25 protein-coding genes are annotated in these 26,658 nt (G+C 62.8%); 8 read left to right on the top strand and 17 right to left on the bottom strand.

All coding sequences use genetic code 11. The features are described from left to right. Positions 1-50: 50 nt before the first annotated feature. Genes AC5RV1_RS12495 through AC5RV1_RS12525 form a run of 7 tightly spaced genes read right to left on the bottom strand, consistent with a single transcriptional unit; the run spans position 51 to position 8,226 of the window. Entirely contained in the window at positions 51-734 is a 684-nt protein-coding gene (locus tag AC5RV1_RS12495) for an N-acetylmannosamine-6-phosphate 2-epimerase (RefSeq protein ID WP_493994777.1), read from the bottom strand. A 2-nt stretch (positions 735-736) separates the two neighbouring features. Further along, positions 737-1,696, bottom strand: coding sequence for an ROK family protein (locus tag AC5RV1_RS12500; protein WP_493994778.1), 960 nt, complete (start codon positions 1,694-1,696; stop codon positions 737-739). Between the two features lie 18 nt (positions 1,697-1,714). Further along, positions 1,715-2,644 carry a dihydrodipicolinate synthase family protein gene (locus AC5RV1_RS12505; protein WP_493994779.1) on the bottom strand — a complete coding sequence of 310 codons (930 nt, stop codon included), beginning with the start codon at positions 2,642-2,644 and terminating at the stop codon, positions 1,715-1,717. Positions 2,645-2,687: 43 nt separating this feature from the next. Then, the gene (locus AC5RV1_RS12510) at positions 2,688-3,494 is read right to left on the bottom strand and encodes an ATP-binding cassette domain-containing protein (RefSeq protein ID WP_493945875.1); all 807 of its coding nucleotides are present in this window, start codon (positions 3,492-3,494) and stop codon (positions 2,688-2,690) included. Beyond that, complete coding sequence (locus AC5RV1_RS12515) at positions 3,491-5,602, bottom strand: dipeptide/oligopeptide/nickel ABC transporter permease/ATP-binding protein (protein ID WP_493994780.1); 2,112 nt, start codon at positions 5,600-5,602, stop codon at positions 3,491-3,493. The genes AC5RV1_RS12510 and AC5RV1_RS12515 overlap by 4 nt, the downstream gene beginning before the upstream one ends. Before the next feature lie 2 nt (positions 5,603-5,604). Continuing rightward, complete coding sequence (locus tag AC5RV1_RS12520; RefSeq protein WP_141001176.1) at positions 5,605-6,561, bottom strand: ABC transporter permease; 957 nt, start codon at positions 6,559-6,561, stop codon at positions 5,605-5,607. A gap of 21 nt (positions 6,562-6,582) precedes the next feature. Beyond that, positions 6,583-8,226 (bottom strand): ABC transporter substrate-binding protein, encoded by a 1,644-nt coding sequence (locus AC5RV1_RS12525; protein WP_493994781.1) that lies wholly within the window; start codon positions 8,224-8,226, stop codon positions 6,583-6,585. A gap of 190 nt (positions 8,227-8,416) precedes the next feature. On the opposite strand from AC5RV1_RS12525, the gene AC5RV1_RS12530 reads away from it, so the two are divergent. Beyond that, positions 8,417-9,310 carry a DUF4862 family protein gene (locus AC5RV1_RS12530; protein ID WP_493994782.1) on the top strand — a complete coding sequence of 298 codons (894 nt, stop codon included), beginning with the start codon at positions 8,417-8,419 and terminating at the stop codon, positions 9,308-9,310. Positions 9,311-9,384: 74 nt separating this feature from the next. Here the strand turns inward: AC5RV1_RS12530 and AC5RV1_RS12535 are convergent, their stop codons facing one another. Next, positions 9,385-11,082, bottom strand: a complete 1,698-nt coding sequence (locus AC5RV1_RS12535; RefSeq protein WP_493994783.1) for a sialidase family protein — start codon at positions 11,080-11,082, stop codon at positions 9,385-9,387. 160 nt (positions 11,083-11,242) lie between these two features. On the opposite strand from AC5RV1_RS12535, the gene AC5RV1_RS12540 reads away from it, so the two are divergent. Together AC5RV1_RS12540 and AC5RV1_RS12545 are read left to right on the top strand one after the other, a co-directional pair. Beyond that, positions 11,243-14,191 (top strand): exo-alpha-sialidase, encoded by a 2,949-nt coding sequence (locus AC5RV1_RS12540; RefSeq protein ID WP_493994784.1) that lies wholly within the window; start codon positions 11,243-11,245, stop codon positions 14,189-14,191. Positions 14,192-14,458: 267 nt separating this feature from the next. Further along, positions 14,459-14,923: a YybH family protein gene (locus AC5RV1_RS12545; RefSeq protein WP_493994785.1), complete on the top strand. Its 465-nt coding sequence runs from the start codon at positions 14,459-14,461 to the stop codon at positions 14,921-14,923. 62 nt (positions 14,924-14,985) lie between these two features. On the opposite strand, the gene AC5RV1_RS12550 is transcribed toward AC5RV1_RS12545, so the two are convergent. The 3 genes from AC5RV1_RS12550 to AC5RV1_RS12560 all read right to left on the bottom strand — a co-directional run bounded on the left by AC5RV1_RS12550 (position 14,986) and on the right by AC5RV1_RS12560 (position 15,808). Further along, positions 14,986-15,099, bottom strand: a complete 114-nt coding sequence (locus AC5RV1_RS12550; RefSeq protein WP_493946383.1) for a hypothetical protein — start codon at positions 15,097-15,099, stop codon at positions 14,986-14,988. Then, on the bottom strand, positions 15,077-15,283 hold the full coding sequence (locus AC5RV1_RS12555; RefSeq protein WP_493994786.1) for a hypothetical protein: 207 nt from the start codon (positions 15,281-15,283) through the stop codon (positions 15,077-15,079). The genes AC5RV1_RS12550 and AC5RV1_RS12555 overlap by 23 nt, the downstream gene beginning before the upstream one ends. 150 nt (positions 15,284-15,433) lie before the next feature. Then, a complete protein-coding gene (locus AC5RV1_RS12560) occupies positions 15,434-15,808 on the bottom strand; it encodes a DUF7793 family protein (protein ID WP_493945884.1) in 375 nt (124 codons plus the stop codon). A gap of 989 nt (positions 15,809-16,797) precedes the next feature. On the opposite strand from AC5RV1_RS12560, the gene AC5RV1_RS12565 reads away from it, so the two are divergent. Beyond that, positions 16,798-17,067 carry a hypothetical protein gene (locus AC5RV1_RS12565; protein ID WP_493994787.1) on the top strand — a complete coding sequence of 90 codons (270 nt, stop codon included), beginning with the start codon at positions 16,798-16,800 and terminating at the stop codon, positions 17,065-17,067. An 87-nt stretch (positions 17,068-17,154) separates the two neighbouring features. Here the strand turns inward: AC5RV1_RS12565 and AC5RV1_RS12570 are convergent, their stop codons facing one another. Continuing rightward, positions 17,155-17,841 carry a hypothetical protein gene (locus AC5RV1_RS12570; RefSeq protein ID WP_493994788.1) on the bottom strand — a complete coding sequence of 229 codons (687 nt, stop codon included), beginning with the start codon at positions 17,839-17,841 and terminating at the stop codon, positions 17,155-17,157. A 772-nt stretch (positions 17,842-18,613) separates the two neighbouring features. On the opposite strand from AC5RV1_RS12570, the gene AC5RV1_RS12575 reads away from it, so the two are divergent. Further along, positions 18,614-19,663, top strand: a complete 1,050-nt coding sequence (locus AC5RV1_RS12575; protein WP_493945886.1) for a glycosyltransferase family 2 protein — start codon at positions 18,614-18,616, stop codon at positions 19,661-19,663. A 7-nt stretch (positions 19,664-19,670) separates the two neighbouring features. Continuing rightward, positions 19,671-19,835, top strand: coding sequence for a hypothetical protein (locus AC5RV1_RS12580; RefSeq protein WP_493994789.1), 165 nt, complete (start codon positions 19,671-19,673; stop codon positions 19,833-19,835). Positions 19,836-19,930: 95 nt separating this feature from the next. Here AC5RV1_RS12580 and AC5RV1_RS12585 read toward each other — a convergent pair whose 3' ends face one another. After that, positions 19,931-21,022: a LamG domain-containing protein gene (locus AC5RV1_RS12585; RefSeq protein ID WP_493994790.1), complete on the bottom strand. Its 1,092-nt coding sequence runs from the start codon at positions 21,020-21,022 to the stop codon at positions 19,931-19,933. A 313-nt stretch (positions 21,023-21,335) separates the two neighbouring features. Here AC5RV1_RS12585 and AC5RV1_RS12590 point away from each other — a divergent pair, with 313 nt between their 5' ends. Beyond that, on the top strand, positions 21,336-22,175 hold the full coding sequence (locus AC5RV1_RS12590; protein ID WP_493994791.1) for a response regulator transcription factor: 840 nt from the start codon (positions 21,336-21,338) through the stop codon (positions 22,173-22,175). Positions 22,176-22,510: 335 nt separating this feature from the next. Here AC5RV1_RS12590 and AC5RV1_RS12595 read toward each other — a convergent pair whose 3' ends face one another. Continuing rightward, on the bottom strand, positions 22,511-22,633 hold the full coding sequence (locus tag AC5RV1_RS12595; RefSeq protein ID WP_493994792.1) for a hypothetical protein: 123 nt from the start codon (positions 22,631-22,633) through the stop codon (positions 22,511-22,513). A gap of 179 nt (positions 22,634-22,812) precedes the next feature. Here AC5RV1_RS12595 and AC5RV1_RS12600 point away from each other — a divergent pair, with 179 nt between their 5' ends. Then, positions 22,813-24,039 carry a sensor histidine kinase gene (locus tag AC5RV1_RS12600; protein ID WP_493994793.1) on the top strand — a complete coding sequence of 409 codons (1,227 nt, stop codon included), beginning with the start codon at positions 22,813-22,815 and terminating at the stop codon, positions 24,037-24,039. Positions 24,040-24,285: 246 nt separating this feature from the next. Here the strand turns inward: AC5RV1_RS12600 and AC5RV1_RS12605 are convergent, their stop codons facing one another. The 3 genes from AC5RV1_RS12605 to AC5RV1_RS12615 form a co-directional block, all read right to left on the bottom strand. Continuing rightward, a complete protein-coding gene (locus tag AC5RV1_RS12605; protein ID WP_493945896.1) occupies positions 24,286-24,786 on the bottom strand; it encodes a gluconokinase in 501 nt (166 codons plus the stop codon). Beyond that, positions 24,786-25,097 (bottom strand): putative quinol monooxygenase, encoded by a 312-nt coding sequence (locus AC5RV1_RS12610; RefSeq protein WP_493994794.1) that lies wholly within the window; start codon positions 25,095-25,097, stop codon positions 24,786-24,788. The genes AC5RV1_RS12605 and AC5RV1_RS12610 overlap by 1 nt, the downstream gene beginning before the upstream one ends. A gap of 198 nt (positions 25,098-25,295) precedes the next feature. Further along, the gene (locus tag AC5RV1_RS12615) at positions 25,296-26,648 is read right to left on the bottom strand and encodes an NAD(P)H-dependent oxidoreductase (protein WP_493945898.1); all 1,353 of its coding nucleotides are present in this window, start codon (positions 26,646-26,648) and stop codon (positions 25,296-25,298) included. Positions 26,649-26,658 lie beyond the last annotated feature (10 nt).

The raw sequence follows: 26,658 nt of genomic DNA on the forward strand, positions 1-26,658 counted from the left end.
GTCGTTGACGATGGTGCCGGGCAGCAGGAAGGCGGGAGGCGTCTGGGAGGTCATTTCAGGGCGTCCGCGAACCAGCCGGTGATGGTGGCCGGGTGGGTGATGGCTGTTCCGACCACCACAGCGAAGGCCCCGGCATCAAGTGCTTGCCTCGCCTGGGCGGGGGTGTGCAGCCGGCCTTCGGCGATGAGCGGTACACCGAAGTCTGCCGCCGCAATTTGTTCCAGCAGTTCAAGGTCGGGGCCGTGGATTTTGGGGCGTTCACCGGAATAGCCGGCCAACGTGGTGCCGATGAGGTCTGCGCCGGCCTCGACGGCGGCCGCTGTGTCCTGGAGGGAGCCGCAGTCGGCCATGACCAGAGCGTGGGATTCGGTGTGGATTCCGGCTACGGTCTGGGCGAGGGTGAGGCGATCGGGGCGTGCGCGGCGGGTCCCGTCGATGGCCACGATGTGGGCGCCGGCGTTGGCTACCGCAAGAGCGTGCCGGAGGGTGGGGGTGATGAAGACCCCGTCGTGCCCGTCCTTCCAGAGTCCGATGACCGGGACTTCCACTGCTGCGCGGGTGTGCTGGACGTCCGCCAGGCCCTGCACCCGGACTGCAGCGGCCCCGCCGATGACCGCGGAAGCGGCGACCTGTGCGGTGGTGCGGGGATCGCGCATGGGCTCGCCCGGGTACGCCTGGCAGGACACGATGAGCCTTCCCCGCAAGGATTCAAGCCGGTCAGGGGAGAGGATCATGGTCAGTTCCTTTGGAGAATCGTTGCTGGGGTGAGGACGAGGCGGGCTGCGCCCACGATGGCGGCAGCGTTGCCCAGTGAGGCGGGCAGCACTTGAACGTTTGCCAGGGCTGGGAGGAGTTCGGCCCGGACGGCCCGTTCCATCGGCGACCACCAGGGGGCTCCTGCGTCCGAGAGCCCGCCCGAGACCACCACGACTTCGGGGTCCAGTATGTTGGCCAGCCCGCCCACGGCCTGCCCGGCCGCAGCGGCGGCGGTGCCGATGGTTCTGATGGCGATGGCATCTCCATTGGCGGCGAGGGCGAAGACACTGCGTGTATCCGGTGTACCCGCATTTCCCCCCAACCGCCGGTAGGCTTCCGGGATGGCAGGCCCGGAGGCAATGGCTTCAACATGCCCTGCTCCGCCGCAGACACAGGGCAGCGGCTGGCCGTCGTGGAAGGCGTACGGCGAGGCGAAGTGGCCAACGTGTCCGCCCACATAGTGGTGCCCCAGAACCGGTGTGCCTTCAAGAACGTAACTGCCGCCGACGCCGGTGCCGAAGGCCACCAGGAGTGAACTGGCGGTCCCGGCGGCGGCACCGGTCCAAGCTTCGCCAAGCGCGTGGGCGTGGACGTCGTTTACTGCCTGAATGGACGACGGCGGCAGGTCCAGGCGCGCTGCCAGGCCGGTGCTGATGGCTGTTCCGGCCCAGCCGAGGATCGCATCGGTTGCTGACACCACTTCGCCCTTATGGGTATCAATGACACCGGCCGAACCGACGCCGACATGATCGACGGCAATTCCGGCAGCAGCAGCGCGTTCCATGAGTCCGGCAACCAGACTGGCAGTGGCGTTGAGAATTGCCTCGCCGCCATCACGGTTGAGGGTGGGAATGGTCTCGGAAAACAGCACTTTACCCGTGTCTGAGACGACCCCGGCAGCAGTCTTAGTGCCACCGAGGTCAACACCAATGGCGTGCATCAGCTTCAGCGCCCGTCCCTAGACCAGGCTGTTGCGTTCGAGGATGACCTTGATCGCGGTGGTTTCCTCTTCGTTCAGCGCGGGCATGGGGATGCTCATGGTGTTGGATTCGATGATGCCCATGATCTGCAGGGCGGTCTTGAAGGCGCCCAGGCCGGCTGCTCCGCCGGAGACGCGTCCGTTGGGTGTGTAGACGATCTCGAAGAGGTCGGCCAGGCGGTCCTGTTCCGCGGCGGCCTCGGCCCAGTCTCCGGCAATGGCGGCGTCAACGAGGTTGCGGTAGCCGCGGGGGTCCACGTTGCCCAGGCCGGGAACCACGCCCTGCGCGCCGCCGAGGAGGGCGCCGTCGACCACGACTTCGTGACCCGTGAAGATGTCGAAGTTGTCGATGTCCTTGGCTGCGAGCAGCAGTTGACGGAAGGAGACGTCGTCGCCGGAGGAGTCTTTGACGCCGGCGATGACGCCGTCGCGGCCCAGCCGGACCAGCAGGTCCGTGGGGAGCTTGAAGTGGGTCCGGACCGGAACGTCGTAGGCAAAGATCGGGCTGTCGACGGCTTCGTGAATGTTGCGGAAGTGGGTCTCGGTTTCCGCTGCGTTGCCGATGGCGTAGTACATCGAGGTGACCACGATGGCGTCAGCGCCGAGGTCGATGACGCGTTTGGCTTCCTCGATGACGCGGTTGGTGGTCTGTTCGTTGGCGCCCACGATAAGGGGTACTGCTTTAGCACCAGCAGACGCGTTGGCCGCCGCAATGGTGCTGACCACCAGCTCGCGCTCGGCGTTGGTCATGTAGGGCACCTCCGCGGAGGAGCCCAGGACGAAAAGTCCGGACACACCGCCGTCGAGCAGGTGCTTGGTGAGGTTCTGCAGTGAGGCGGTGTCGATGCTGCCGTCCGCGTGGCGGGGGGTAACGACGGGCGGGATGACGCCGGAGAACTGGGAAGACACGGAAAAACTCCAATGCGTGGTTGTAAAAGTGGGGTTTGAAAATTTAGGTGTGCAGCAGGCTGGGGGCTGCTCCGAGGAGCTTTTTGGTGTAGTCGTTCCGGGGGGTGTCGAAGACCTGGGCGGCGGGCCCTTCCTCGACGATTTCGCCGAAGTACATCACGCAGATGCGGTCGGAGACGTAGCGGACGGTTTGGATGTCGTGGGAGATGAACACCATTCCCAGGTTCAGCTGGGTCTTCAGGTCCGAGAGCAGGTTCAGGACCTGCGCCCGGACCGAGACGTCCAGGGCCGACGTCGGTTCATCGGCGACGATGATGTCCGGATCCAGGGCCAGTGCCCTGGCGATGGCCACGCGCTGCCGCTGGCCCCCGGACACCTGCGACGGCGTCACTTCCGCCGCGGAGGCCGGCAGGCCCACCAGCGCAAGGAGTTCCCGGACCTTGGCCGCCCGGGAGGCGGCGTTGCCGATTCCATGCACCTGGAGCGGGTCCGTGAGGATGTCCTGGATGGTCATGCGCGGATTCAGGGCCGTGGCGGGGTCCTGGAACACCACCGATACGGCCCGGCCGAATTCCTTGCGCATGGCCGCGTTCCGTTTGATGGCCGGTTTGCCGTGGAAGAGGACCTGTCCGGACGTGGGTGCCTGAAGGCCCACGAGCACGGAGGCCAGCGTCGACTTGCCGCAGCCGGATTCACCCACGATGCCCACGGTTTCGCCGCGGCTGATGGTGAAGTCCACACCGTTGACGGCCTTGACGATGTTGGGGCGGAAAAGGCCGCCTGTCCTTGCGCGGTGGTGGACTTTGACGTCCTTGAGTTCAATGACGGGTTTGCCGGTGGAAACGCTCACTTGGCGTCCTCCTTTCGGTGGCTGGCCCAGTAGTGGTCGGAGTCCCCGCCTACGGCGGTGAGGACCAGCTGCTGGTTCGGATCGGCGTCCCGGCGCTGGGAGCGCGGTGCGAAGCGGTCACCGGGGGCGAAGTCCTGTGGTGACGGCACGGTGCCGGGGATCTGGTGGAGGCGGGCGGCGTCGGCCTCGATGGAGAGCACGGCGCCGAGCAGGCCGCGGGTGTATTCGTGCTTGGGGTTCTGCAGGAGCTCGGACGCCTGGGCTGATTCGACAACCTGGCCGGCGTACATAACGGTGATGCGGTGGGCCAGGGAGGCGACCAGGGCAAGGTCGTGGCTGACGAACACCATGGCGAAACCGAGCTGTTCGCGCAGTTCGTTGAGCAGGTCCACCACCTGTTTCTGGACGGTGACGTCCAGGGCGGTGGTTGGCTCATCTGCCACCACGATCTTGGGGGAACGGGAGAGTGCCATGGCGATGAGGACGCGCTGGCGCTGGCCGCCGGAGAGCTCGTGGGGGTAGCTGGCCAGGGTGCGTACCGGGTCGAGTTTGACCATTTCCAGCAGCTCGGCAGGGGTCTTTCGCCCGCCGCGGCGGGTCAGCTGGGTCATCTGGTCCTTGATCTTCATGGACGGGTTCAGCGAGCTGAGCGCGTCTTGATAGACCATGGCGATCTGTTCCCCGCGGAGCCCTTGGTAGGCCTTGGGATTGCTGTGGCTGGTTTGCGGGTCCAGCAGTTCCTTGCCGTCGAACTTGATGGAGCCGCTGATCCGTGCCGTCTTGGGCAACAGGCCCATCACGGCGAGGGAGGTGATGGACTTGCCGCAGCCGGATTCGCCCACCAGGCCCATGGTCTCGCCCTCACGGACACTAAAGGAGACGTTGTCCACGATGGCGGTGTCACCAAACCTGCCGGGGAACCGGATGGAAAGGTTATTCACTTCCAGGACTGTCCTTGCGTCTGCGGGGACCTGCGGCAAACGGTCCGTCCGGGTGGCTTCTACGGCTGCCAACAGTTCTAGCTCGCGGTCGAGCAGGAGGTGCGGGTTGGCCGCGGCCACCTTCACGTCCGTGAGTAGCGCGGACCTGTTGTAGTTCTCCTCGTCGAAGATTCCCCCGGAAGCGGTACGGACGCCGTCGAGCTCGTGCTCTTCGATGACCGATGGTTGGGCAACAGAGGTTGCAACTTCGGTGTCCACGGCTGCGCCGGCAACGGCAGCTGCCGATCCGTCGTCGTCTTTCACCACGGGGGCCTTGCGCAGTTTGGGGTTGACCATGGCGTCGGTGAGGCCTTCGGCGAGGATGTTCAGCGCCAGCACGGTGAGCAGGATGGTGAGGCCGGCGAAGGTGGTGGCCCACCAGCCGCCGGACAGGACCAGGTTACGGCCGTAGGAGATGATGTTGCCCCAGGAAGGTGCGGGGTCCTGGACGCCGGCGCCCAGGAAGGACAGTGACGCTTCCAGGATGATGGCGTCGGCAACCATGACGGTGGCGAAGACCAGGACCGGGGCCGCGGTGTTGCGGACGATGTGCTTGGTCAGGATGTAGAAGCGGCCGGCGCCGATGACGCGCTCTGCCCGGACGTAGTCTTCGCCGTACTGGGCCAGGACATTGGCGCGGACAACCCGGGCGAGTTGCGGGGTGTAGATGATGGCGATCGCAATGATGATGGTGGGCACCGAGTTTCCGAAGGCCGCCAGCAGGACGGCCGCCAGGGCGATCCCGGGGAAGGCCATCAGGATATCCATGACCCGCATAATGAGTTCGTTGACGGCTTTGCTCGATGTCGCAGAGAGCGAGCCCAGGAATGCGCCCACCAATACGGCCAGCCCGACTGCGCCGAGGCCGATCAGGAGGGAGGACTGCGATCCGTAGAGCAGGCGGGAGAAGATATCCCGGCCCAGCCTGTCGGTGCCGAAGAAGTGCTCGGCCCCCGGAGGCGTGGCCGGAATAAACGTTTCTAGCGGGTCGTGTGGTGCCAGGACCGGAGCGAAGATGGCGGCAGTGGCGATCACCACGAGGAAGGCGAGGGCCAGGCGGGAACTCCAGGGCAGGGCCTTGAAGCGGAGTCCCGGGGCGCTCAGACGTTCAGCGAGTTTGCTGCGCATGGTCACACGGTCCTGATTCGGGGGTTGATGAGCAGGTAGAGAAGGTCCACAGCGATATTCACCAGGACAAAGGTCACGGAGATGGTGAGGACCACGCCCTGCACCAGGTTGACGTCCAGGTTGGTGATGCCGTTGAGGATCAACTGGCCCATTCCGGGCAGGGCAAAGATCATTTCAATCACGACGGCGCCGCCGAGCAGGTAGCCGATCCGCAGCCCCAGCACGGTCACCGGGGTGACCAGGGCGTTGCGGAGCACGTTTTTGGAGACCACTTCGCGGTAGGGGACGCCGTTGCCGATGGCAGTCCGGACGTAGTCCCGGTCCAGCTCCTCCACCATGGAGGTGCGGACCACCCGGATGAGGGAGGCTGAGACCGGGATGCCGAGGGCAAGGGCGGGCAGCGCCATCGAGTTGAGCCAGCCGCCGAAGCCCGACTCGGGAGTGGCGATACCGCCAGAGGGGAACAGCGGATTAGACCCCAGGGCGAACCACTGGATCAGCAGGATGCCCAGCCAGAACGACGGCGTCGCCACCGCGGCGATGGAGAATACACGGACCAGCTGGTCCTGCCACTTGTCCCGGTACAGGGCGCCCATGATGCCAAAGACCAGGGAGACCACCACGGCGATGATCACGCCCAGGAACGTCAGCTGCAGGGTGAGCGGAAAAGCCGAGCCGATCATGCTGGCCACGGACTTGGCCGGGGGAGTGGTGACACCCAGGTCGAACTGCAGGAGCCTACCAAGGAAGCGGACGTACTGGAGCAGGATCGGATCGTTCAGGCCGTTGGCCTGGCGGTACTGCTCTTTTGCTTCCTCGCTTGCCCCTTCGCCCAGGGCGCTGCTTGCCTGGTCGCCGGGGGCGGCCTGCAGGACGAGGAACACGAGCAGTGTGATGCCCAGGATCATCAGCGGCAAGGCAGCGAGCCGTCGGCCCAGCAGGCGCAATATCGTGGTCAATGTATTCTCCGGTTGCTAGGGCTAGGAGGTGCGGCCCACACCAACGAAGGAAACTCCGGTGGTGGGCAGGGGCTTGAAGCCGCTGAGCTTTTCGGAATCCCAGGCGCTGGGAAGCTGGCGGTGGAACAGCGGGTACAGCGGGACCTCGTCGGAGACCAGGTCCACGATTTCGCCGGTGAGCTTCTTGGCGTCGTCCTTCGAGGCCTGGCCGGCCTTGGACATCAGGTCCACGAGCTGGGCACGTTCGGGTGTTTCGCCCCAGAAGGCACGGTTCTTCATCCAGGTGTCGCCGGCGTAGAACCAGCTCAGCAGCAGGTCTGCGTCGTTGCCGAACACCGACGGGTCACCGGGTGCTGCGACCACGGTGTAGTCACCCTTGGCTACGCGGTCTGTGTACAGGGCACCGGACTGGAGATTCTTCAGGGTCACTTTCACGCCCGGGATTTTGTTCCAGGATTCAAGCATCAGCGGTGCCACGTCCTTGACCCAGGCCGTGTCCGTGGTGAGCAGTTCGAACTCCAGGCTGGTGACGCCGGCTTCCTTGAGCAGTTCCTCGGCCTTCTTCGCATCGTAGCCGTAGACGTTCTTGGCCTTGACGTAATCCGGGTGGCCCTCCTGGAAGTAGGAGCTGGCCGGTTTGGCGTTGCCGAAGAGGGCCTTCTTGATGATGGAGTCCTTGTCCAGGCCGTAATGCAGGGCCTGGCGGACCAGCTTGTTGTTAAAGGGTGCTGCGTTGCAGTTGAACATCATGAAGAGCAGCCCGAAGGACTGTACGGATTCAACGGTGGCCTTGGACTTCAGGCCCTCCATGTCGAGATAGGGGACATCCTCGATGGCCTGGACGCGGCCGGACTGCATGGCGGTGACGCGGGCCGCGGCATCGGAGAGCAGCAGCCACGTCATGCCCTTGGCCAGGGCAGGCATCGGGCCGGTGTAGGCGTCGTTGGCCTCGAAGATGATCTTGTCATCCTTGACGGCGGAGATGAGCTTGTAGGGGCCGGTGCCGACAGGCTTTGCGTCGAAGGACTTCAGCTGTTCAGAGCCGGCCGGGAAGTTGGTCAGGGCCTTGGGAACGACCTTGACCACGGAGATGCGGGGTCCGAAACCGGGGAACGCGTACTTGAGGCTGAACTCGACGGTCTTGGCATCCAGCGCCTTGACGTCCTGGATGAACGGGATGAACTGCGAGAACAGCGACTTATTGGCCGGGTCCATCACCCGGGTGAAGGAGAAGACAACGTCCTCGGCGGTCACCGGGGTGCCGTCGTGGAAGACGGCGCCGTCGCGGATGGCCACCTGGTAGGTGGTGTCATTGACCATCTTCGGGTCCGCGGCGGCCAAGGCGTTGTACGGCTCACGGGTAGCCGGGTGAAGCTCGATCAGGCCCTCGAAGATATGCAGGTTCGCCGCCATGGGAGTGGCGCCGGAGGAGGAGATCGGGTCGAAGCCGGTGGAAAGGGCATAGGAGATGCCGGCCTCGATAGTGAGGTCCTTGTTGATCGGCGAGGTGTTCGTCGTAGCGCCGGAAGTCGTGGTGGCCGGGCCGCCGCAGGCAGCAAGGGTGGTGGTGAATGCTGCGGCGACACCCATGGCGCCAGTCAGTTTGAGGAAGTTCCGGCGGCTGGCATCTTTGACCAGCGGCAGGTTCTTGGAGGAGATGTTCATAAAAGCCTCGCCATTCCAGAAGGTTTATCGGATGTAGGACATCCGAGCTCGTGGTAAAACTGTAAGTCCCATCACAGCCGGGGGTCAAGTGCCGGTTCTTCGCCAAGGGGCGCTGAGGAAGCGCCAGCTTGGTGCCACGGTTCCATCCCCCGGTATGTGCCTTCGCCAGCCGTCGTCAAAGGAGTTCGACATGTCCCTGATTGTGGGTGCGTATCCCGCCGTGCCGGAAGCGCCGCAGCAGCAGGAGTTTTACCAAGGGCTCGGACGTGTTCGGTCCATCCGGGGGCTGGAGCTCCCTTACAGACAGACCGGCGGCAGTCCCTGGCCAGTCGGGGCGCCGGGCAACTGGTCCGCGGTGGTGACCGCCATTCCCGGCACCATGCAACGCCTGGGCCAGGACAAGACCTTCGGCCTGGCCTCCACCGACAGCCACGGCCGGTTGCAGGCGCTGGAGTTTGTGTCGGGACTGCGGGATTATGTCCTTCAACTAGCGGGGGAAGGGCACCCTGTGGAGGCAGTGGAAGTGCACTCCGCCCCTCCACGGTCATCCTCCGCCAAGGCCCTCGAGGAGTCCTTCAAGGAACTGCTCGGCTGGGATTGGGGCAATACTCGTCTGCTGATCGAGCATTGCGATGCCCCCCGTCCCGGAAGCAAGCCGGAAAAGGGGTTCCTGACCTTCAACGAGGAAGTGGATGTCATCGCCTCCCTCCGGGAGCAGGGGTGGGACCATACGGGAATCGTCGTGAACTGGGCCCGGTCCGTCATTGAAACGGAGAACCCTGGCACTGCCGTGGAACACCTGTCCCAGGCCCGGGAAGCCGGCACCCTGGCCGGACTGATGTTCTCCGGCTGCTCACCCATCGAAACCGAATTTGGTTACCCCTGGGTTGACGCCCATCTTCCCGCCGTCGAGGTGCCCGGCGCCCCGCCGAGCTCGCTGCTGAACGCCGGCGAAATCCAGCGCTGCCTCCACGCGGCCGGCCCGGTTTCCCTGACCGGCTTTAAGATTGGGCTTCCCAAGCACGGGCTGTCTGCCGAGGAGCGTGTCGCCCGGCTGCAGCAGATGTGCGACCTGATCGAATAAGCACCGGCGGCCGGCGCTGCCGGAGCTCTGTCACCGCAGCCTCTGCCCGCCCGGTTTGGCCATCCCTCGTCCAGTTATGTTGAGGACGTATCCTCGACGCTGACCTCTCCGGTGGCGACGTCGAAGCGGAAGGCCCGGGACCATTGGTGACGGGATCGGTTCTGCAGTGCCTCGACCGTGTAGATGACGTCGAATGTCGGTTGCTCTGCGTCCTCTTCGGTGACTGTGTAGGCAGGGGTGAAGTAAAGTGTCTGCTCACCCGGGGAAAGGTCGGTTGCGGGGAAAGCGTCGGAGCCCGGGCCGGTCAACCGCACCCCGTAAGCGCCCTCGGTCCCGTCGTTCCTTGCCCGCCCGGTGAAGGCGATGATGTCCCCGGCTTTGTACCCTGGTACGACAGGACCGTAGTTCAGGTCCTGCGCCTCGCGGGTGCCAAGGACCTGGACCTGGTCCGGTGAATAGCCCTGACCGATCTCCTTCCAGGTCCCGGCGCCCCAGCCGCTCCCGTCCGTAGCCAAAACATGGGATTCCCCGGCGTCCTGCCACACTTCGGGCAGGCCCGGCGTGATGGAGCGCAACTCCATGTCAAAGGAAAGGCCCGGGCCGGCCGGAGGCGCTCCATCACCCGCTGCCGCCGGTGTCCGCGCGGCAAGCTGATCGGTCAACTGACCCGGAGGGACGGAGACAAAAACGATCTCCCGGTAGCCCTGGCGCTCGTACAGCACGCCGATATTGCCGTCGGGCAGGCGCGTCGCCGTCGAATACGCGGAACTCCCCGCACACAGGACAAGCTTCGCCGGCCATGTCGCCCCATTGTCGGGAGAGAGGCTCAATACGGTGTTCCGGCGCAGGTTGGTGTCGTGGTTGTTGGTCGCCAGCAGCCACTGGTCCGTTGCTACAGAGGCCAGGTTGAGCCCGGGCTGTCCGTCGAAGCGGGCAAGGGAGCCGTTGTCGCTCGGGTCCGGCAGGTCCCCGACGGGAACCAAGGAGCTCCAGCTGTGGCCGCCGGCGTTCGAGAACGCGGCAAGCCGGCGTGGAGTGGCGCGGCTGTGCAGGAGGAGTCGACCGTCAGCCAGCGCGGCCACCTTGTTCTCATTGGGGCCAGTGCCTCCGGGCGCCGCATCAATAAGTTCTCCCAGGGTCCAGTTGTCTCCGTGGTCGTCGCTGTAGGCCGAGGCCGCCATGATCCTGTCGCCGCGGAGAACAACGAACTGCTGGACGAGACGGCCCCGGTACGGTCCGGTGTGGATCTGAATGCCGTGCCCCGCGGACGCGAAAATGCCGGTAACCTCCCGGGCGGAACTGCTGCCCTTCAACTGGTCCGTGATACGCCGGTGCTGCCAGGTCACACCGTCGTCGTCGGAAAAGCTGAGATCGCAGTGCTGAAGTAACTCATCGTCCGGGTCCAGCCCGGTAGTGGATTCAAAAAAGCCGGCCCGTGTGCCCGCGGCGTGGAAGAGGAAGATCCGACCCGTTTCGGCATCCACCAACAGGCTTGGATCCCCATACCCATCTAAACCCGACCCGGTACGCACCACCTGCTGGGGACCCCAGGACTTCCCGTTGTCCACGCTCCGGCGGACCAGCAGATCGATGGGGCTGGGCAGATCATCAAGGTTTGGCCGCCCGTCGTATGCCGCCAGCAGCGTCCCTTGAACGGTGACCGCCAAGGCGGGAATGCGGTACTGCCGGTAGCCGCCGTACCCCCGAACGGCCAGGACCTGCTGGATGGACGGGTGGGCGGGCACAAGCGAACCCGGTACATAGGATGTCACATCTTTAGTGTAGCCAGCTATGGCTTTGTGACAACGGACACCCTATGGTTTGTAGGACGTCGTATGTAGAAGGAGCAACGGGAATGCTCCATGACCTGCGCCGACGTCTCCATGTAGGGCCGCGCAGCGGCGTCCAGAAAGGGCAATGGATTTGCGAGATATGACAAGATGCAAGCGACAACGGTCGATGGGCCGGGCAGCGGGAGCCGGTGTGCTGGCGCTGGCTCTGCTGGCCGGAAGCGGGATTGCCGCCCAGGCGGCCCCCATCCCGTCCAACAGTCCAACCGCCTCTCCCGGATCTTTCCAGGAAGTAAACCTGGCAGCGGATAGGACAGCGGACAACTTCTTTTACCGCATCCCAGCCCTGACGTACCTGGGCAACGGGGTGGTCTTGGCCGCGTGGGACGGCAGGCCCGGCAGCGCCGCCGACGCCCCTAACCCCAACTCCATTGTCCAGCGGCGCAGCACCGACGGCGGCCAGACCTGGGGCCCGGTGCAGGTTATCGCTGCCGGGCACGTGGCTGATGCGGCCGGCCCGAAGTACGGCTACAGCGACCCGTCCTACATTCACGACGCCGAGACCGGCAAGGTCTTCGCCGTCTTCGTCTACTCCAAGGACCAGGGTTTCGGCGGAAGCCAGTTCGGCAACAACGATGCCGACCGTAACGTTATTTCGTCCGCCGTCATTGAATCCACGGACGGTGGCCTCACCTGGAGCCAACCCCGGCTCATCACTGACGTCACCAAGCCCGGCACCAGCAAAACCAACCCGGTGGCCGGTGATGTCCGCTCCAACTTCGCCTCCTCAGGTGAAGGCATCCAGCTCAAATACGGCCCACACAAGGGCCGGCTGATTCAGCAGTACGCAGGGGACATCCGCCAGGCGGACGGCACCAACAGGATCCAGGCCTACAGCGTCTACTCCGATGACCATGGTGCAACGTGGCACAAGGGCGCCAACGTGGGCGACCGGATGGACGAAAACAAAACCGTGGAACTCTCCGACGGGCGGGTGCTGCTGAACTCGCGGGACAACGCCAACCAGGGCTACCGAAAGATCGCGTACTCCACCGACGGCGGTGCCACCTATGGCCCGGTTACCCGGGACATCGAGCTGCCGGACCCGGCCAACAACGGCGCCATTGCCCGGATGTACCCGTCCGCCGCCCAAGGATCCGCCGAAGCGAAGAAGCTCATCTTCACCAACTCGAACTCAAAGACAGCCCGGGAAAACGTCTCTGCCCGGATTTCCTGTGACGACGGCGCCACCTGGCCCGGTGTGCGGACCATCCGCCCCGGCTTTTCCGCCTACTCCACAGTGACCCGGCTGGAAGACGGCAAATTCGGCGTCCTGTATGAGGCCAACTACACCGACAACATGCAGTTCGCGGCGTTCGACGACGCCTGGCTCAACTACGCCTGCGCCCCGCTGTCCGTACCCGCCGTCACCACCTCACCTGGCGCCACCCAACAAGTGCCCGTGACAGTAACCAACCAGGAAGCCGGGACGCTGTCCGGCGCCACCGCAACCGTCTACACGCCAACGGGCTGGTCCGCCACCACGGTGCCGGTGCCCGACGTCGCACCCGGCGCCTCGGTCACCGTAAACGTGGCCCTCACCGCACCGGCCAACGCCAGCGGCCCGCAAGACCTTAACGCCGCCTTCACCACGGGGGACCGCCGCGTATCCCAGTACACCTTCACCGCTACGGTGCCGGTCGCGCCCCAGGTGGGCTTGAACATCACGGGATCCGCACCTGCGCGCGACGTCGCAGCCAACCCCTACAAAGCCGGCGACGTGCTGACCTACACGTTCAACGTCAGAAGCACCGCGAACGTCATCGCGAACTCGGTACCGGTCTCCGGCTCCTTTGACGCCGGCTTCCTGCCCCCGACCGCCCCGAACTGCCGGTACAACAATCTGGCTGCCGGTGCCAGCTACACGTGCACCACCGCCAAGCACACCATCACGGGAGAAGACATGACCCGGGGCTACTTCCTCCCCGAAGCCGTGTTCTCCGTGACAGCCAGCGCGACGCCCACGCTCACCAAAGCAGTGGCGTTCACCGGCCCTGCCGTGGCGCTGCGGGACGGGTTGCTCTCCGCAGACATCAAGGGCAGCCGCAATGACAGCGGCCGGGACCTGGCCGTCCAGCCGTACGTTGCGGGCGAGGCGTTCCCCTACAAGTTCGATGTCACCAACACCAGCCCGTTAACAGAAAAGGTCGTTCCCACGGCCGGGAACTTCAGCCCGTTCGTCCCCGATGGGCCCGGTAACTGCCGCTACAGCGCCCTGCCGGCCGGACAGGCCTACACCTGCGCCACGCCCCGCCACACCGTCACTGCCGACGAAGCCGAGCAGGGCTTCTTCGTCCCCAACACCACTTGGGAAGTCAGCGCCACCGGCCAAACCACCCGCACGTACGCGGTGGACGGCGGCGAAGTGGACCTGAAGGTCCGCGACGCAAAACTTGAAGGCACCGTTGCCGCCGAATGGAAAGACACCGACGGCGACAAGTACGCCTCCGCAGGGGACACCGTCACGTACACCTACACCCTCGGTAACGCCGGCAACGTCCTGCTGACCGGTATCAGCGCCCCGGCGGCCGGCATCAGCCAAGAGCGCCTAACTGCTGGCGACAGCATCACGGCCACCCGCGACCACGTCCTGACAGCTGCGGACATCGCCGCGGGCAGGCTTGGCACCGTGACGTTTCAGGCCACCGGAACCAACGGATCCAGGGAAGCCACAACTACCGTGACCGGCGGCGGGACAGATCTGAACGTCCAGCCCGCACAGCCTGAAACAGATCCCGCCCTGACCATTCAGGAACTCGACGGGCAAACCGTACCATCCGACTTGGGAACCAGCGACAAGTACCGCAACGGACAAAAAGTCGTTTTGCACGGCCTCAAGTACGGGCAGTGGTACTACATCTACCTCAACAAGCACAGCTACCGCATCGGCTGGATCTTCCCTACCACCGATGACACCGTCGAATTCATCCTTCCGACAGATGTCCAGAACGGCCGCGACGACGTGGTGGTCCTGAACAAGGACGGCATACAGGTCTCCTTCGACCGCCTCCACGTCACACCGAAAGGATGACCAAGCAGCGCCCTTAAGGCTCCAGCACCACTAAGAGTTACAACAGAGACAGGAACAGCCGGAGGTCCCGCCGGCTGTTCCTCTCTGTGAGCGGCGAGGAGGTTTCCTTGCTCCAAAAGCTACTCCCCAGCCCAATGTCGTAACACCGATAACCAGCCATATGTTGGGCCAAGGAAAGCCGCTGGACTTCCCGGGACCGCGGTGCCACTATGGCCGCAGAGGCGGTCGCCGCTCGGCGAAATGGCCTAGCCGGATATTGGAGGGACAATGTCAGGGGCAGTCGAACTGATCCTGAAGCAGTACCATCGCGCCCTTGACGCCGTGGTCTCCGGTAACTCCGCACCAATGAAAGAGCTGATTTCCAGGCGGGATGACGTCACGCTAGCCAATCCGCTCGGCCCGCCTGTTAGGGGCTGGGAAAACGTCGAGAAAACGATGGACCATGCGATTTCCCATTTCCGCGAGGGCGAGCCAACCCGGTTCGAGCGGATCTCAGAGTTTGTCGGAACCGAACTCGCCTACGTCGTTGAACTTGAACGGACGCGGGTGAAGATCGTTGGGTCCGACGAGCTGGTACCGATAGCCCTCAGGGTGACAACGATTTTCCACCTGGAAGACGGAGCTTGGAAGGTTCTCCACCGCCATGCCGATCCTATAACTGCTCCCAGATCGATCGAATCCATCGTCTCCAGTAACAAGAAGGAAATTGGGCCCTTAGATCCCTCTGGCTGAACAACTTCAGATCCTTTCGGAAGACGCTCACGCGGCCATTTTCGATTGCCGATAACGGATATTCAGTAAACTACGGCAAGAGGGGAGGCTCGGCGGGGGAGAGTGTTCCCGGCTGGCCTGGATTCGCGCAGGTACTGGTAGACCGTCTCCCTGCTAATCCCGTAATCGCGGGCAATGACGTTTTAAAATGCCGCTGCTGGCCCGCTGGACTAGCTCGTCTGCCCGTTCCGGCGTCAGGGTTCCGCCCCTGATACGCGCCGCGCTGCTTGGTTGGGGCAGTTCCATCCGTTGGCGTTCCCTGATGAGGGAGCGTTCGAATTCGGCAAAGGCGGCCATTACGGAGAGCATAAGGTTGGCCATGGGCGAGTTTGCACCGGTGACCCCAAGGTTCTGGTGCTTCGGCCTTGCCTGGAATTTGCCTTGAAGACCTCGCCGCCCGGGCGCTTAGGCCAACCTCCGACGGTTTATTGGGCAGCAGTCCTCTGAAGTGTCCTGGCAGAGGGAGTCAGGTCAGGCAGTGGCACTCATGAGCCACTCGGTGGCTTCTGTTCGTGACGTGAAAAAGCGTTTGGTACGCGATGTCTTGTTCACGGCCAAAACGAAGTTGGCGATGACTTTATCTACGGGTGAAGCGCCTAGTAGCGCAACGTGTGATGCCTGGCAGGGCCGGGCAAAGGCAGCACGTGCCCCGCGACTCACCCGGGACGTGGTGGCCATGTCTACCAGCAGTGGACGTTTAGCTTGTCCGCACAGCTCATTGACCACATGTATGGCTGCCTCAGCATCGCTGGTTCCGATGGCGGCGTTGCGCGCCCATGTCAGCTGAAGAATCCCGTGTTCGTCCAAGAACACTTCACTTTTACCCGACCCAACAGACGCCGTCACCTGTATCTCCCATGCTTTCTCTAAATCCGTTCACCAAATGTAAACCGAATGGATAAGAAACGGGTTTCACTGAATGTCCCGATCGCCGAGCTTTGCCTAACGCAGGTTGCCGTGGGCACTGCCAAGATGCCCTCAACCACAAGGGATGCTCAAGATTCACGCAATTACTCCGGCGATTGGATTATTCACTTCCATCGCCGGTCAATGCTTCTTACTCTGGTGAGACAAGCTCGTCGAGGGGGACTTCTTGGTAAAAGCTGACGCACTTTTGGTTGATAAAGAACATGCGGCCTTGCAGCAGATGGTCCTTCCGGCACCGGCGGAAACAGGGTACGGGGCAACTGACTGGACCGGCGATGCCCTGCTGACTCTTCCACATTCCGTTCACTTCGTAAGCGCGGACTGGCCTTGATCATGTTGACCGGGACCGAATACGCAGTCGCGGCTGCGGGGCCCTGTAATGGAACGAGTGATTCTTTTTTGATCCGCTGGAGTTCAGGGACCTCGGTTCGGCTTCACCGGCCACAGGCGGGGTGTCCCTTCCCGCTTTTCCAAGCAATCCCCCTACAGCATCTCCAGCTGCGCTTCGTCGTCGTGAACGTGAAGTACGCCAGCTCATCGCCGACCTTGCCGTTCTCAGAGTCGAGCGCCGGCAGCAGCTTTCCTCGAGCGGAGCGTGGGGGAGCATGGCCTTCGCCCAGGCGTGCGGTGAGGTTGACTAGGCTGATCCACGGCGGTCACGTCGTGGTTTCGTCGGGGGAATGTTTGTGGGAGATTTGCTGATGTCAGGTGAATACCTCGGGTCCCGGCTGACCGTTGGGATAGCCGGATCGTTCGGGACACTGTGGTACGCGTTCCTTGCCTTGGCCACTTCATCCCGAACGTCTGGGAGTGACATGGCCGGGCAGTCAGCGCCTAATTCTCTTACAGAGGATATGTTGAGGCGTGGGTTCAGGCGGGCGTGCAACAGCGACTATTCGGACATCGCCTTGAAGGCTCAACCAGCCGATGGCAGCGTGCTGTGCCGTGCCTCTGCTGACGGCCGTGTTTCAGTGTGGTTCGATGACAATCTGGCGTGGTCCGAGCGTTTCGACTCAAAGGACGAGGAAACTGTCCGCTGGTTAGAGGCGGCGCGGACCAGGGAAATCACTCTCATTAGCGGGAACTATCTCCTGATATCGGGGGCCGACGTCGATCCGACAGCCGCTGCCGATAAACGAACCTTGGTAATGGCCAAGATCCCCACTGTTTGGACCTAGGAAGGTACCGAGCGGCACGTTCTGCACCCGACATGTACAGCGGCTGCCAGGAAAGTTCTCCACGTGCTTCGTACTGGACGGTGCCGGCTAACCGGCGGCGGGTTTGGTCTCGATGTAGTTGATGACCAGGAACTCTCCCGCCGGGACCAGTTCCACGTACCAGCGGGTCGGCTTGTCCAGGTCTTCCCAATTGCCCTGGCCGGCCACTACGGGGCGGTAGACGGCATCGAACTTCACGAACGTTCCGCTGTCTGTGGCGCTCGAATCGATCTCCTGCAACAGTTCGAACTTCCCCCGCCCGCTGCCCTCCGGCTCGGCAGAGCGGACCAATGTCAGGTTCTGCTGGTTCATCACCTTTACAGAGGTGAAGTATTGCTGCCAGGCCACGTCGCTGTGCGTGGTGAACAGGGTGGCCGAGTAGGCCTCCGCGTTCCTTGCGGCGAGCCGCTCAACACAGCTCTCAGGAACGGCCGTGCCTGGACTCCAGGCGGCGATCAACTCGGAACCGGCGTTGAACCAGCCGCTGTAAGCGTTCAGGACACTGCCGATCGTCTCGCGCGGGGTACCCAGGGGGATCCGGACCGGCGTTAGGTCGTTCTGGCCAACGAAGGGGCACTCCGGCGGAAGCACCGACACAGGCGTCGCCGGAGCTATATCCGGCAGAGGCGGCGGAGACGGGAACAGGCTGCAGCCGCTGATGCCGGACAGCAGCACAAGTGCGGCAGCCGCCGTCGTGATTTTTCTGCCGAGCCCACGCCTGACTGGAACTTTCATTACTTCTCCCCCAATTACGCCACCCTCATCCGGACGACGCTGACCATCCTACCGGGCGGTAGATAGGCTAACAGGGCGTATCGGGGTTGATCCCGTAAAGTGCTGCGGCGCCGCTTGCCGGCTGAGGCGTCGGCATTGGCGCCGACAAAGAGCAAGCCGTAGCACCCGTCCAGGTTCTCGGAGATCGCCTCGCCGAAGAGCCGCATTCGACGGCCTGGCAGACAGCGCGGGGCCACTTGCGGCCGCCGATCGGCCAGCCTCACCTGGCACGCGAAACTCGAAGCAACGATCGGCGTGGCGTCAGAATAGGGCCCTCTGGTTGCACGCACGCGGACCAGGGAAATCGCTTGCATTAGCGGCGGCTATCTCCTGATATCAGGGACTGACGTCGATCTGACCGCCGCTGACCATATGGACCTTAGTGAAGGCAAAGATCCCTGCTGTTTAGACCTAAAAGTCCTCTGGCGGTCCGTCGATTACATCCGGTCCGCCTTGACCGACTGAGCCAAGCAGAATTTCGAGGCTTCAGCTGTGTGCTTCTTGCGTTGATCTTGCGTGCCGCTTTACGGTCCGTTGAGCCTCAGGGGAATGCGGTGGTCTTGATTGAAGCTTGTCGTTTTGTTGCCGCTTCTCTGCTGGTCATTTGAGTTCCCGTTGAAACACTCAAAGTCAATAGGACTTAGTGAATTTGCGGGGGCATTATGGAGAGAATTGCTGCGCTGCAGCATACTAGCCGGTGGCGCCAATACGGCACCGTTGTCGGGTTTGAACAGTGATCACGGTCATAATTCCGGCTCACAATGAGGCTGTGGGGATTGGCGATACTTTAAGTTCTCTCCGGTCCCAGACAATTACTCCTGACCGTGTGATTGTGGTTGCCGATAATTGCACCGATGCTACGGAAACGATCGCCCTGGCAGCGGGCGCCGAGGTGGTTCGAACAGTGGGTAACACCGATAAAAAGGCGGGAGCCCTTAACTTTGTGTTGGCGGACGTGCTGTCTGAGGCGGCTCCGGAGGACATGTTCCTGGTTCAAGACGCCGACTCTCAGCTTTCACGGGACTTTCTTGAGCGTTCGGCTGCCCATCTGAAGGCGGACTCGCGGCTGGGAGCCGTCGGTGGTGTTTTTCGTGGCGGCCGTGGCGGTGGTTTTGTAGGCCACTTGCAGCGCAATGAGTATGCGCGTTATGCGAGGGACGTGCGGCGGCTGCACGGAAAGTGTCTTGTTGTCACCGGAACTGCCGCGCTGTTCCGGGCGCGGACACTGCGGGATATCGTGACGGCACGACTGGATGGAACCCTGCCGCCGGGCAATGGCCGCGGTGGAGTCTACGACACCTCTGTCCTGACCGAGGATAACGAGCTCTCGTTCGCCTTGTTGACGCTGAAGTACAGGATCAAGTCGCCAGCGGACTGCACACTTGTCACCGAGGTCATGCCGACATGGCGGGAATTGTGGGCCCAGCGGCTGCGGTGGAAGCGCGGCGCCGTGGAGAACTGCGTTCAATACGGCTGGACAGCGGTCACCAGACCTTATTGGGGCCGGCAGGCGCTGACGGTTGTGGGCGTTGTGGTGACTCTGGCTTATCTGAGCACGATGGCGGTTGCACTGGCCACGGGGCAAGGGCTGCAGATTCAGCCCTTCTGGCTTGCCGTGACCGGTGTCTTCGTGATCGAACGGGTGGTGACCGTGCGGCACCGAGGATGGAAGTACATGCTCGCCGCCGCAACCATGTACGAGCTGGTGATCGACCTGTTCCTGCAGGTGGTCCACGCGAAGGCGTACGCAGATGCAGTCTTCAATAGAAAGAAAGCCTGGTAGAAAACCGATGTACAACAACCCTGCAATTCCAGCGGCAGCCGGGGCCGGCTCCGGCACCCTTGCAATGACCGGCGCCGGTGATCTGTTTTGGTTCGCCCTCGCCGCGTTTGCGCTCCTGGCGCTTGGCCTTGCCGTCAAGCGGATCATTCCCGTGCGGGGCGCCAAGTCCTGACTACCGTCGCAGAAAAGAATGCCCGGTAACACAAGGAACGCAGGGCCGGTTCAGGCCCTGCGTTTCTGCTTTGCTGCCCCACTGACCGGCTGCCGTCACGTCACGACGGTGACCACATTTGAGCACCCAGCCGTGTCACAGATCTTGTAGGAGATAGTGCTTCCACCTTTTACAGTGTTGATGTAGCTGCCTGTGTTGGGAACGGATCGGCGCGTGCCGTTGACCCAGACCGTCACGTTGGTGCCCGTGGCGCCGGACCACTTGAGCGTAGTGGTGCTCATGGATTTGGCTTTGGTAGTAGTAGCGCTCAGTTTGATGAACGATGCAGGTACCGGGGTGGCTGTCCCGGCTGCAGGCACGAAGGAAAAGTCTCTGATAACCACACTTTCGGGCTTTACGTGGGCCGGATCACCGCCGCCTCCGCCGGTAACCCAAAGGTTGAAGTGGATCTGTTCCTTCGCGGGAACCGGAACGGTGGCACCTTCCAGAACAGTGCGCTTCAACAGCGTCCCGGCGAACCCTTCTCCGGAAAAAGTCTCGAACGTGAGCCGGCCGGGCTCCCAGACCATCCGGTGGGTGGAGATCGGGTTTGAGGTTACGTCGAAAACAATGGTGTTGTTGCCTTCCCCTGGGGCTTTGGTGGCGTCAAACCAATAACCGTGGGCCTGCGTGACTGGCCAGGACTCCCCGTAAGCGGCGCCGCCGCCCCACGCGGACGCCTCGCAAAGGTCAATTTCGTTGTACCCGGGCGCAGCCAAGGGGTCGTATGTGAAGAGGCAGCCCCAAACTACTTCCTTCTGCAGGGTAGTCAAGTCCTTTTCGATTGTGGTGCTGTAGGTCCCGTAGCCGAACCCCTGCCGGGTGGACTGGAATTCTGCCCCGGCCGGGGCCTCACCCGTTGGGTTGGTCAGGTTCATCGTGATGTGTCCGTTGGCATCGGGATTGCTGACGTTGGCGGCATCGAAAGCCTTGTTGTACATTGGCGCCCCGCCCCAGAAGCGTTTTTCCCAGTTGAACCCCTTCCAGCTGAAACTCCCGGCAGGGCCGGGATTGGGATCAAGAGGGGTGGTATCGGCTGCCTGGACCGCCGGCACACTGGCCAGCATGGCGACGGCGATCACTGCCGTGAGGACCAGTGGCTTTGCCCGGCGAAAGGGATGGAAGACAACAAAGCGGGAATAAGTCATGCAACGCCCCTTATCGTATTGCTCCCAGCGAGCAATCATGCGCCCCCATTGAGCACAGCTTGATCTTCGTCCACTGCCACTGCCTAAAGCAATAGGTCCAGGCAGAAATGTATTCACCCGAAAAAACCTCAGGATATGCTCAATATTTTTCCAAACCTCAAGGCCCGCTCAATGTGCACGAAAGGCGGCAATTTCTGCTCAACCCATTCGGTAGGCTCGATAATGCATTCCGCTGCGCCGAAGGAAAAGCCATCCGTCCGGCCAATGTCGCCGAATGAGATATGTACACATAAATAAAAGATGCGGGTGATGCATGGTGGAGCGCGGTATTGCCGTGGTGGTCGAGGACGACGACGATATCAGGTCGACCCTGACAGAGGTGCTGCAGCAGTCCGGGTTCGCTGTTTATTCAACATCTTCAGGCAGCGACGGAGTCGAAGCAGTCCGGGCCCACAAACCGGACATCATCACCATGGACGTTGGCCTGCCAGACTTTGACGGCATAGAAGCATCGCGGCGGATCCGAACGTTCACGGACGCCTACCTCATCATTGTCACGGGCCGCGTGGATGAGGCAGACGCCCTGATGGGCTTCGAGGCCGGGGCCGATGACTACCTCACCAAACCATTCCGACCCCGGGAGCTTCGAGCCCGGATTGCCGCCATGCTCCGTCGGCCACGGACCATGATCATCGCTCCCGCAGAACGGGCACCATCCCCAGGCCGCATCGTAGGGTCCGCACACCAACAACGTTCCTCCAGGCGAGCCCCAACCCCTGCCCCGATCCAACCCTCGGAAGCCGAACAGTACGTGGTGCCGGAGGCGGGCTCCTACGACTTCGTTCACAAAGATTTGACCCTTCACGAGGGTTCCCGTCTGGCAGCCATCAACGCTGTGCCAGTAGACCTTACCCGCACCCAGTTCGACCTGCTGCTGTTCCTGATGGAAAGCGGGCGGACGGTTCAAACCAAGGCGGACCTGGTGCGCCGGCTGCGCAACGAGCCCTTCAATACCGGTTCCCTGGTCAGCGCCGGTGAGGAGCGTGCTGTGGAAGTCCACATCGGCAACCTCCGCAAAAGGCTGGGCGACAGCTCCAACCACCCACGCTGGATCGAAACCGTACGCGGCGTGGGCTACCGGATGACACAGTAGCCGACCGACTATCCCCGGCAACCCCCGATACAGCCCTGGAGCCCCCTGCCGCCGAAAGGGTTTGCCCCGACAGTCATCAGCACCGGCAGAGAGGCCCGCAAATACGGCTTTATAAACGAGCTTTGGTGACACGGCAGCGGGCGGAAGGTTGGAGGTAATGCCAGCGCTCATCCCTATGGTGGCGAAGGCAGAGATGCGAGGACTTTTCTGCAGGCTGTATTCGGTGAACATGGCCAGCAGCCTGGTGCCTGAACGACTGCAGCAATGCCCAGCAGTGCCCCGGCCTGCCGCCTGCCATCGCAGCCCTATTGCCCGGGTAGGTCAGAAGCCTGGAGTCACTTGTCTGCGCGCCGGATCAGCGTGTAGACGGGAAGGGTCAAAATCCAGGCGATTGAAGCAGCCACTGCCAGCGTTCCTGTGTATGTCAGCGCGAAGGAAAGCGTTGCAGGATCAGACATTAAGAGCCGTCTCCGGAGATAGTTGGGGAAGCCATTCGTTGCCTCGCTCCGTGAAGGGAAGAAGCGCAGCGGCAGTGCATGCAGGTTGGCTGTGTTCCGACTGCAATTTCAGGTTTGATGCCAGCTCTACGCGTGCGGATATGATCGCGAGAGTATCGGAACGGGCCGGGGGATTCTTAATGACAGGTGCAGCAGGACGACTGGCTTTCAGCAACGACATCAGCCGTGACCTTGAACTGCTGGAGTACGGGCTCGACCCGTCCCTTGACTCACCATTGCTGCCCAACGCAGCCGTGATGGATGCGCTGCAGAACCTGGTCCGGTTGGCCACCCAGTTGTGCGGTGCACCGTTCGGTGTCGTGAACATCATCAGTGCAGGTCACCAGCACCAGATCGGGGCCTGGGGAGTGGACCCCGGGGTGTGCTCCCGTGAGGATTCCATGTGCGCCAAAGTTTTCCTGTCCCGGGAAAAGACGGTAGTTCCAGACGCCTCACGGGATCCCCGGTTTGCGGACAGCCCGTTTGTTACCGGTGAGATCGGCAGGGTCCGTTTCTACGCCGCGGTTCCCCTGGAAACGGAGTCCGGGTTTGTGCCGGGGACGTTGTGTGTCTTTTCCGAAGCTGCCCAGGAACTTAGCCCTGGGCAGGTGGACATGTTGGAGGTCCTCGCTAAACAGGTAGTGGAGCTTTTGGAGCTGCAGCACCGGACGGCCCAGCTCGACCGGGCATACCTTGAGCTGGAGGAAAGCAACGCCCGGCTCGCCGGGTTCGCCGGACGTGTCAGCCACGACCTGCGCACCCCGTTGACCACAATGCTGGGCTACCTGGAAATGCTGCAGGACGATCCCGAAATCCGCGCTGTCCCCGGTGCCGCAGACGATTTGGACAAGGTCGGCGCGTCCGGGCGCCGTATGCTCGCCATGCTCAGCGACGTCCTGAACTACTCCCGTGTTGGCGGCAAAATTCAGCCTGCCTACCTAAACGTCCAGACGGTGGCCAACGAAGTGATGCTGGACCTTGGCATATCCGACCAGAACATGGTGGACGTGCAGGATCTGACCGTATACGCCGACCGGGGGCAGCTGCGCACGTTGCTGCAGAACCTGCTGTCCAACGCGATGAACTACCGCAGCTCCCACCGGGAACTGCACATCCGTATCAGCGGAACCGCCAACTACCACGGGGCCACTATCTTCGTGGCGGACAACGGCAAGGGCATCGCCCCGGAAGACCGGGCGAAAGTCCTGGAACCCTTGGTGCGGCTCCAGCGCGAAGGCGACGGTGCAGGCACAGGCCTGGGCCTGGCCACATGCAGCACTATCGCGAAAGCCCACGGTGGCGAGCTCACCCTTTCAGAATCTCCGGGAGGCGGAACCACCGTCGCCGTCAGTTTCCCCGCTGGCTAAGCCGCCGAGCCTCCCGTCGTGGCGAGAACCAGACGGCGAGGTTCAAGAAACTTCCGCCGTCCGGTCACTTGTTACACGAACGGGCAAACTCGCCCCTGCTCCTGTGGCAGGAGCAGGGGCGAGTTACCAGGCTAGGAGATCCTGCGCTTGCGGAGCAGGAGGAGCCCGGCGCCCAGCAACAGCCGGGCGAACGGTTTTCTCTTGCTGGTCGGGTTGCGGTGCAGTTGCCGGCCGCAGGGGTGACAGCTACTGCGCCGGCACCAAGTCTGCCAAGATGCGCTCCATTGTTTCTTCAATGCCTGCCTCAGAAGTCAGGGTTATTCCTGCCTCGTTTGCTTCGAGCGGCTCGAGGGTTTCCAGTTGTGAGGCGAGAAGGGATGTAGGCATGAAATGGCCCGGTCGTTGGACCAGCCGTTTTTCCAACACTGTGGGGTCCGCGCTCAACAGGATGAACCTGGTGGAGGGAGCGGCTGCGCGAATAGCGTCACGGTAGGCGCGTTTGAGTGCTGAACAGGCAACCACGATCCCGTGGGGGTGTTCGGCCGCGAGTTCTGCGCCGACCAGGCGAAGCCAGGGCCATCTGTCTTCATCGGTGAGCGGTATGCCAGCTGTCATTTTTTCGACGTTCGGCAAGGGGTGCAGGTCGTCAGCGTCCATGAAGGTGGCTCCGAGCCGGGCTGCCAGGGCAGCGCCGACCGCAGTCTTGCCTGCACCACACACGCCCATGACGACAAGAGGGCTATGCACTACAGCGCTCCCTGCTGTGCTGTTCCTGCGGGGATCGGAACCATCCGGGTCACTACGACAGGCCTTTCCAGCAGGCCTTCGAGGGAGGCGTTCAGGCGTTTGACCGGTTCACCTTCGCCATGGGCGTCCAGCAGCGCAGCTGATTCCCATTTCTCAATCATGAGGATCTGGTTGTTGGGGGCTTCATGGATCGCGTAGAGCAGGCAGCCGGGTTCCTGGTGCACTTCGCTGATTGCGGGGGAGAGGGCGGCGACGACCTTGTCGAAGGCGCCTTCCTTAGGGCTAAAAGCTGCAGTGACGACGATGGTCATCGTGAGGTTCTCCTAGTGTTACGGGTGCCGTGAGGGCGTGAGAGGGTCCTGGGGGCCGCGGCGCGGACCGGCGGTAATAGCACGTCGGTCCGCGCGAACATCCGCAGGGTTTTACTTGGATTCAGCTGAGAGCGGCGAGGTTTCCAGGGGCCGGGCTTTCAGTGGCTCCGGCAGCCCAGAGGAATGAGCGCCGGTGGATCAGGGTGCCGGAACCGCTTCAAAGGCAAGGGCCTCGGTTTCGCGGCGCAGTTCGAGGGCCTGGGCGAGCGAGTCGTCCATGATGACGTCTTCCCAGCGGACGATCCCGCCCTTGGCTACGTCATTGCGCAGTTCCACGTGGTGGGCCAGTGCGACCGGCAGTGCACCGGTAGTGACGGAGTGCTTCGCGGAAACGAGTTGGCCCCACACGGTGTATCCGCCTTCGCCGTCGAGGAATTCACCGGCTTTGAGGTCCTTCTTGGCGGTGGCGACAACGTCGCCGAAGAACCCGATGGGTGAACCCGTGGGGATTCCGCGGAGGACGGCGTTGGCGATGGATACGTTCAGCTCAAGGCCGACGTAGTGGTACGGGCGGTACAGGGCGGCGTACTGGCCGGTGGGGTCCGGATGCCAGGGGTATTCATTGAAGCAGCCGGAGACGTAGGCGTTCGTTGCCTTCACGACGACGAAAACGCCTTCCTGGGTGTTGTGGGGGATCCAGGTGCCGTCGCGCTTGACACTGGACATGACGTCGACGGTCCCTTCGTGTGCGAGGGCTCCTCCGACGTCGGCGGGGCGGCAGATTGAGGCGATTTCCTCAACGTCTCCGGGCGTGAAGGTCAGCCCGGTGTCAGAGGGGACCAGTCCTGCCCCGTTGGCGACGGCGGCCATTTCGATGGCGGCCTTGGTGCCGTCGCGGAAGGAGGTGTGCATGTTGGGGTTCAGCTGCCCGGAGTCGGTGAGCTCCTTGGAGAATTCCCAGTTCTCCCACACGTTGTCGGGGTTCATCTCGTGGTAGTGCTCGAGAAATTTGGCGCCCTTGCCGGCGCAGACGACGTCGAATCCGCTGGTGCGGGCCCAGTCGACGAGTTCCATGATGAGGGCCGGCTGGTCGCCGTAGGCCATGGAGTAGACAACGCCGGCGGCTTCTGCCCGCTTGGCCAGGGCGGGCCCTGCCAAGGCATCGGCTTCAACCGTGACCATGATGATGTGCTTTTTGGTTTCGATGGCACGCAGTGCATGCTTCACACCAACGATGGGGTTGCCGGTGGCTTCGACGATGATGTCGATGTCGACGTCGAAAAGCTCGTCCGCGTTGGCCACGATCGCCGTGGAGCGGTCCCTCAGGGCGGTTGCTATGTCGGGGGCGATCTGCTCTTTGGGCCATCCAACGAGATCGAAAGCACCTTCAGCGCGCTTGACGTTGATGTCTGCGATGGCGACGACGTGGATGCCCGGGATGTTGTTTGCCTGGGCCAGGTACATGGTCCCGTAGCGTCCGGCGCCGATCAGGCCGACCCGGATGGGCTTTCCGTCGGCTTCGCGCTGGGTCAGGAGATGGTGCAGATTCATGGGTTGCCTT

It is taken from the genome of Arthrobacter sp. Hb9-2 (genome assembly GCF_059091165.1).

Excerpts from the sequence above, each read along its gene's own strand:
- AC5RV1_RS12495 (WP_493994777.1), bottom strand. The coding sequence starts at position 734 with ATGATCCTCTCCCCTGACCGGCTTGAATCCTTGCGGGGAAGGCTCATC.
- AC5RV1_RS12500 (WP_493994778.1), bottom strand. The coding sequence starts at position 1,696 with ATGCACGCCATTGGTGTTGACCTCGGTGGCACTAAGACTGCTGCCGGG.
- AC5RV1_RS12515 (WP_493994780.1), bottom strand. The coding sequence starts at position 5,602 with ATGCGCAGCAAACTCGCTGAACGTCTGAGCGCCCCGGGACTCCGCTTC.
- AC5RV1_RS12525 (WP_493994781.1), bottom strand. The coding sequence starts at position 8,226 with ATGAACATCTCCTCCAAGAACCTGCCGCTGGTCAAAGATGCCAGCCGC.
- AC5RV1_RS12530 (WP_493994782.1), top strand. The coding sequence starts at position 8,417 with ATGTCCCTGATTGTGGGTGCGTATCCCGCCGTGCCGGAAGCGCCGCAG.
- AC5RV1_RS12540 (WP_493994784.1), top strand. The coding sequence starts at position 11,243 with ATGACAAGATGCAAGCGACAACGGTCGATGGGCCGGGCAGCGGGAGCC.
- AC5RV1_RS12545 (WP_493994785.1), top strand. The coding sequence starts at position 14,459 with ATGTCAGGGGCAGTCGAACTGATCCTGAAGCAGTACCATCGCGCCCTT.
- AC5RV1_RS12555 (WP_493994786.1), bottom strand. The coding sequence starts at position 15,283 with ATGGCCAACCTTATGCTCTCCGTAATGGCCGCCTTTGCCGAATTCGAA.
- AC5RV1_RS12570 (WP_493994788.1), bottom strand. The coding sequence starts at position 17,841 with ATGAAAGTTCCAGTCAGGCGTGGGCTCGGCAGAAAAATCACGACGGCG.
- AC5RV1_RS12580 (WP_493994789.1), top strand. The coding sequence starts at position 19,671 with ATGTACAACAACCCTGCAATTCCAGCGGCAGCCGGGGCCGGCTCCGGC.
- AC5RV1_RS12585 (WP_493994790.1), bottom strand. The coding sequence starts at position 21,022 with ATGACTTATTCCCGCTTTGTTGTCTTCCATCCCTTTCGCCGGGCAAAG.
- AC5RV1_RS12590 (WP_493994791.1), top strand. The coding sequence starts at position 21,336 with ATGGTGGAGCGCGGTATTGCCGTGGTGGTCGAGGACGACGACGATATC.
- AC5RV1_RS12595 (WP_493994792.1), bottom strand. The coding sequence starts at position 22,633 with ATGTCTGATCCTGCAACGCTTTCCTTCGCGCTGACATACACAGGAACG.
- AC5RV1_RS12600 (WP_493994793.1), top strand. The coding sequence starts at position 22,813 with ATGACAGGTGCAGCAGGACGACTGGCTTTCAGCAACGACATCAGCCGT.
- AC5RV1_RS12610 (WP_493994794.1), bottom strand. The coding sequence starts at position 25,097 with ATGACCATCGTCGTCACTGCAGCTTTTAGCCCTAAGGAAGGCGCCTTC.
- AC5RV1_RS12615 (WP_493945898.1), bottom strand. The coding sequence starts at position 26,648 with ATGAATCTGCACCATCTCCTGACCCAGCGCGAAGCCGACGGAAAGCCC.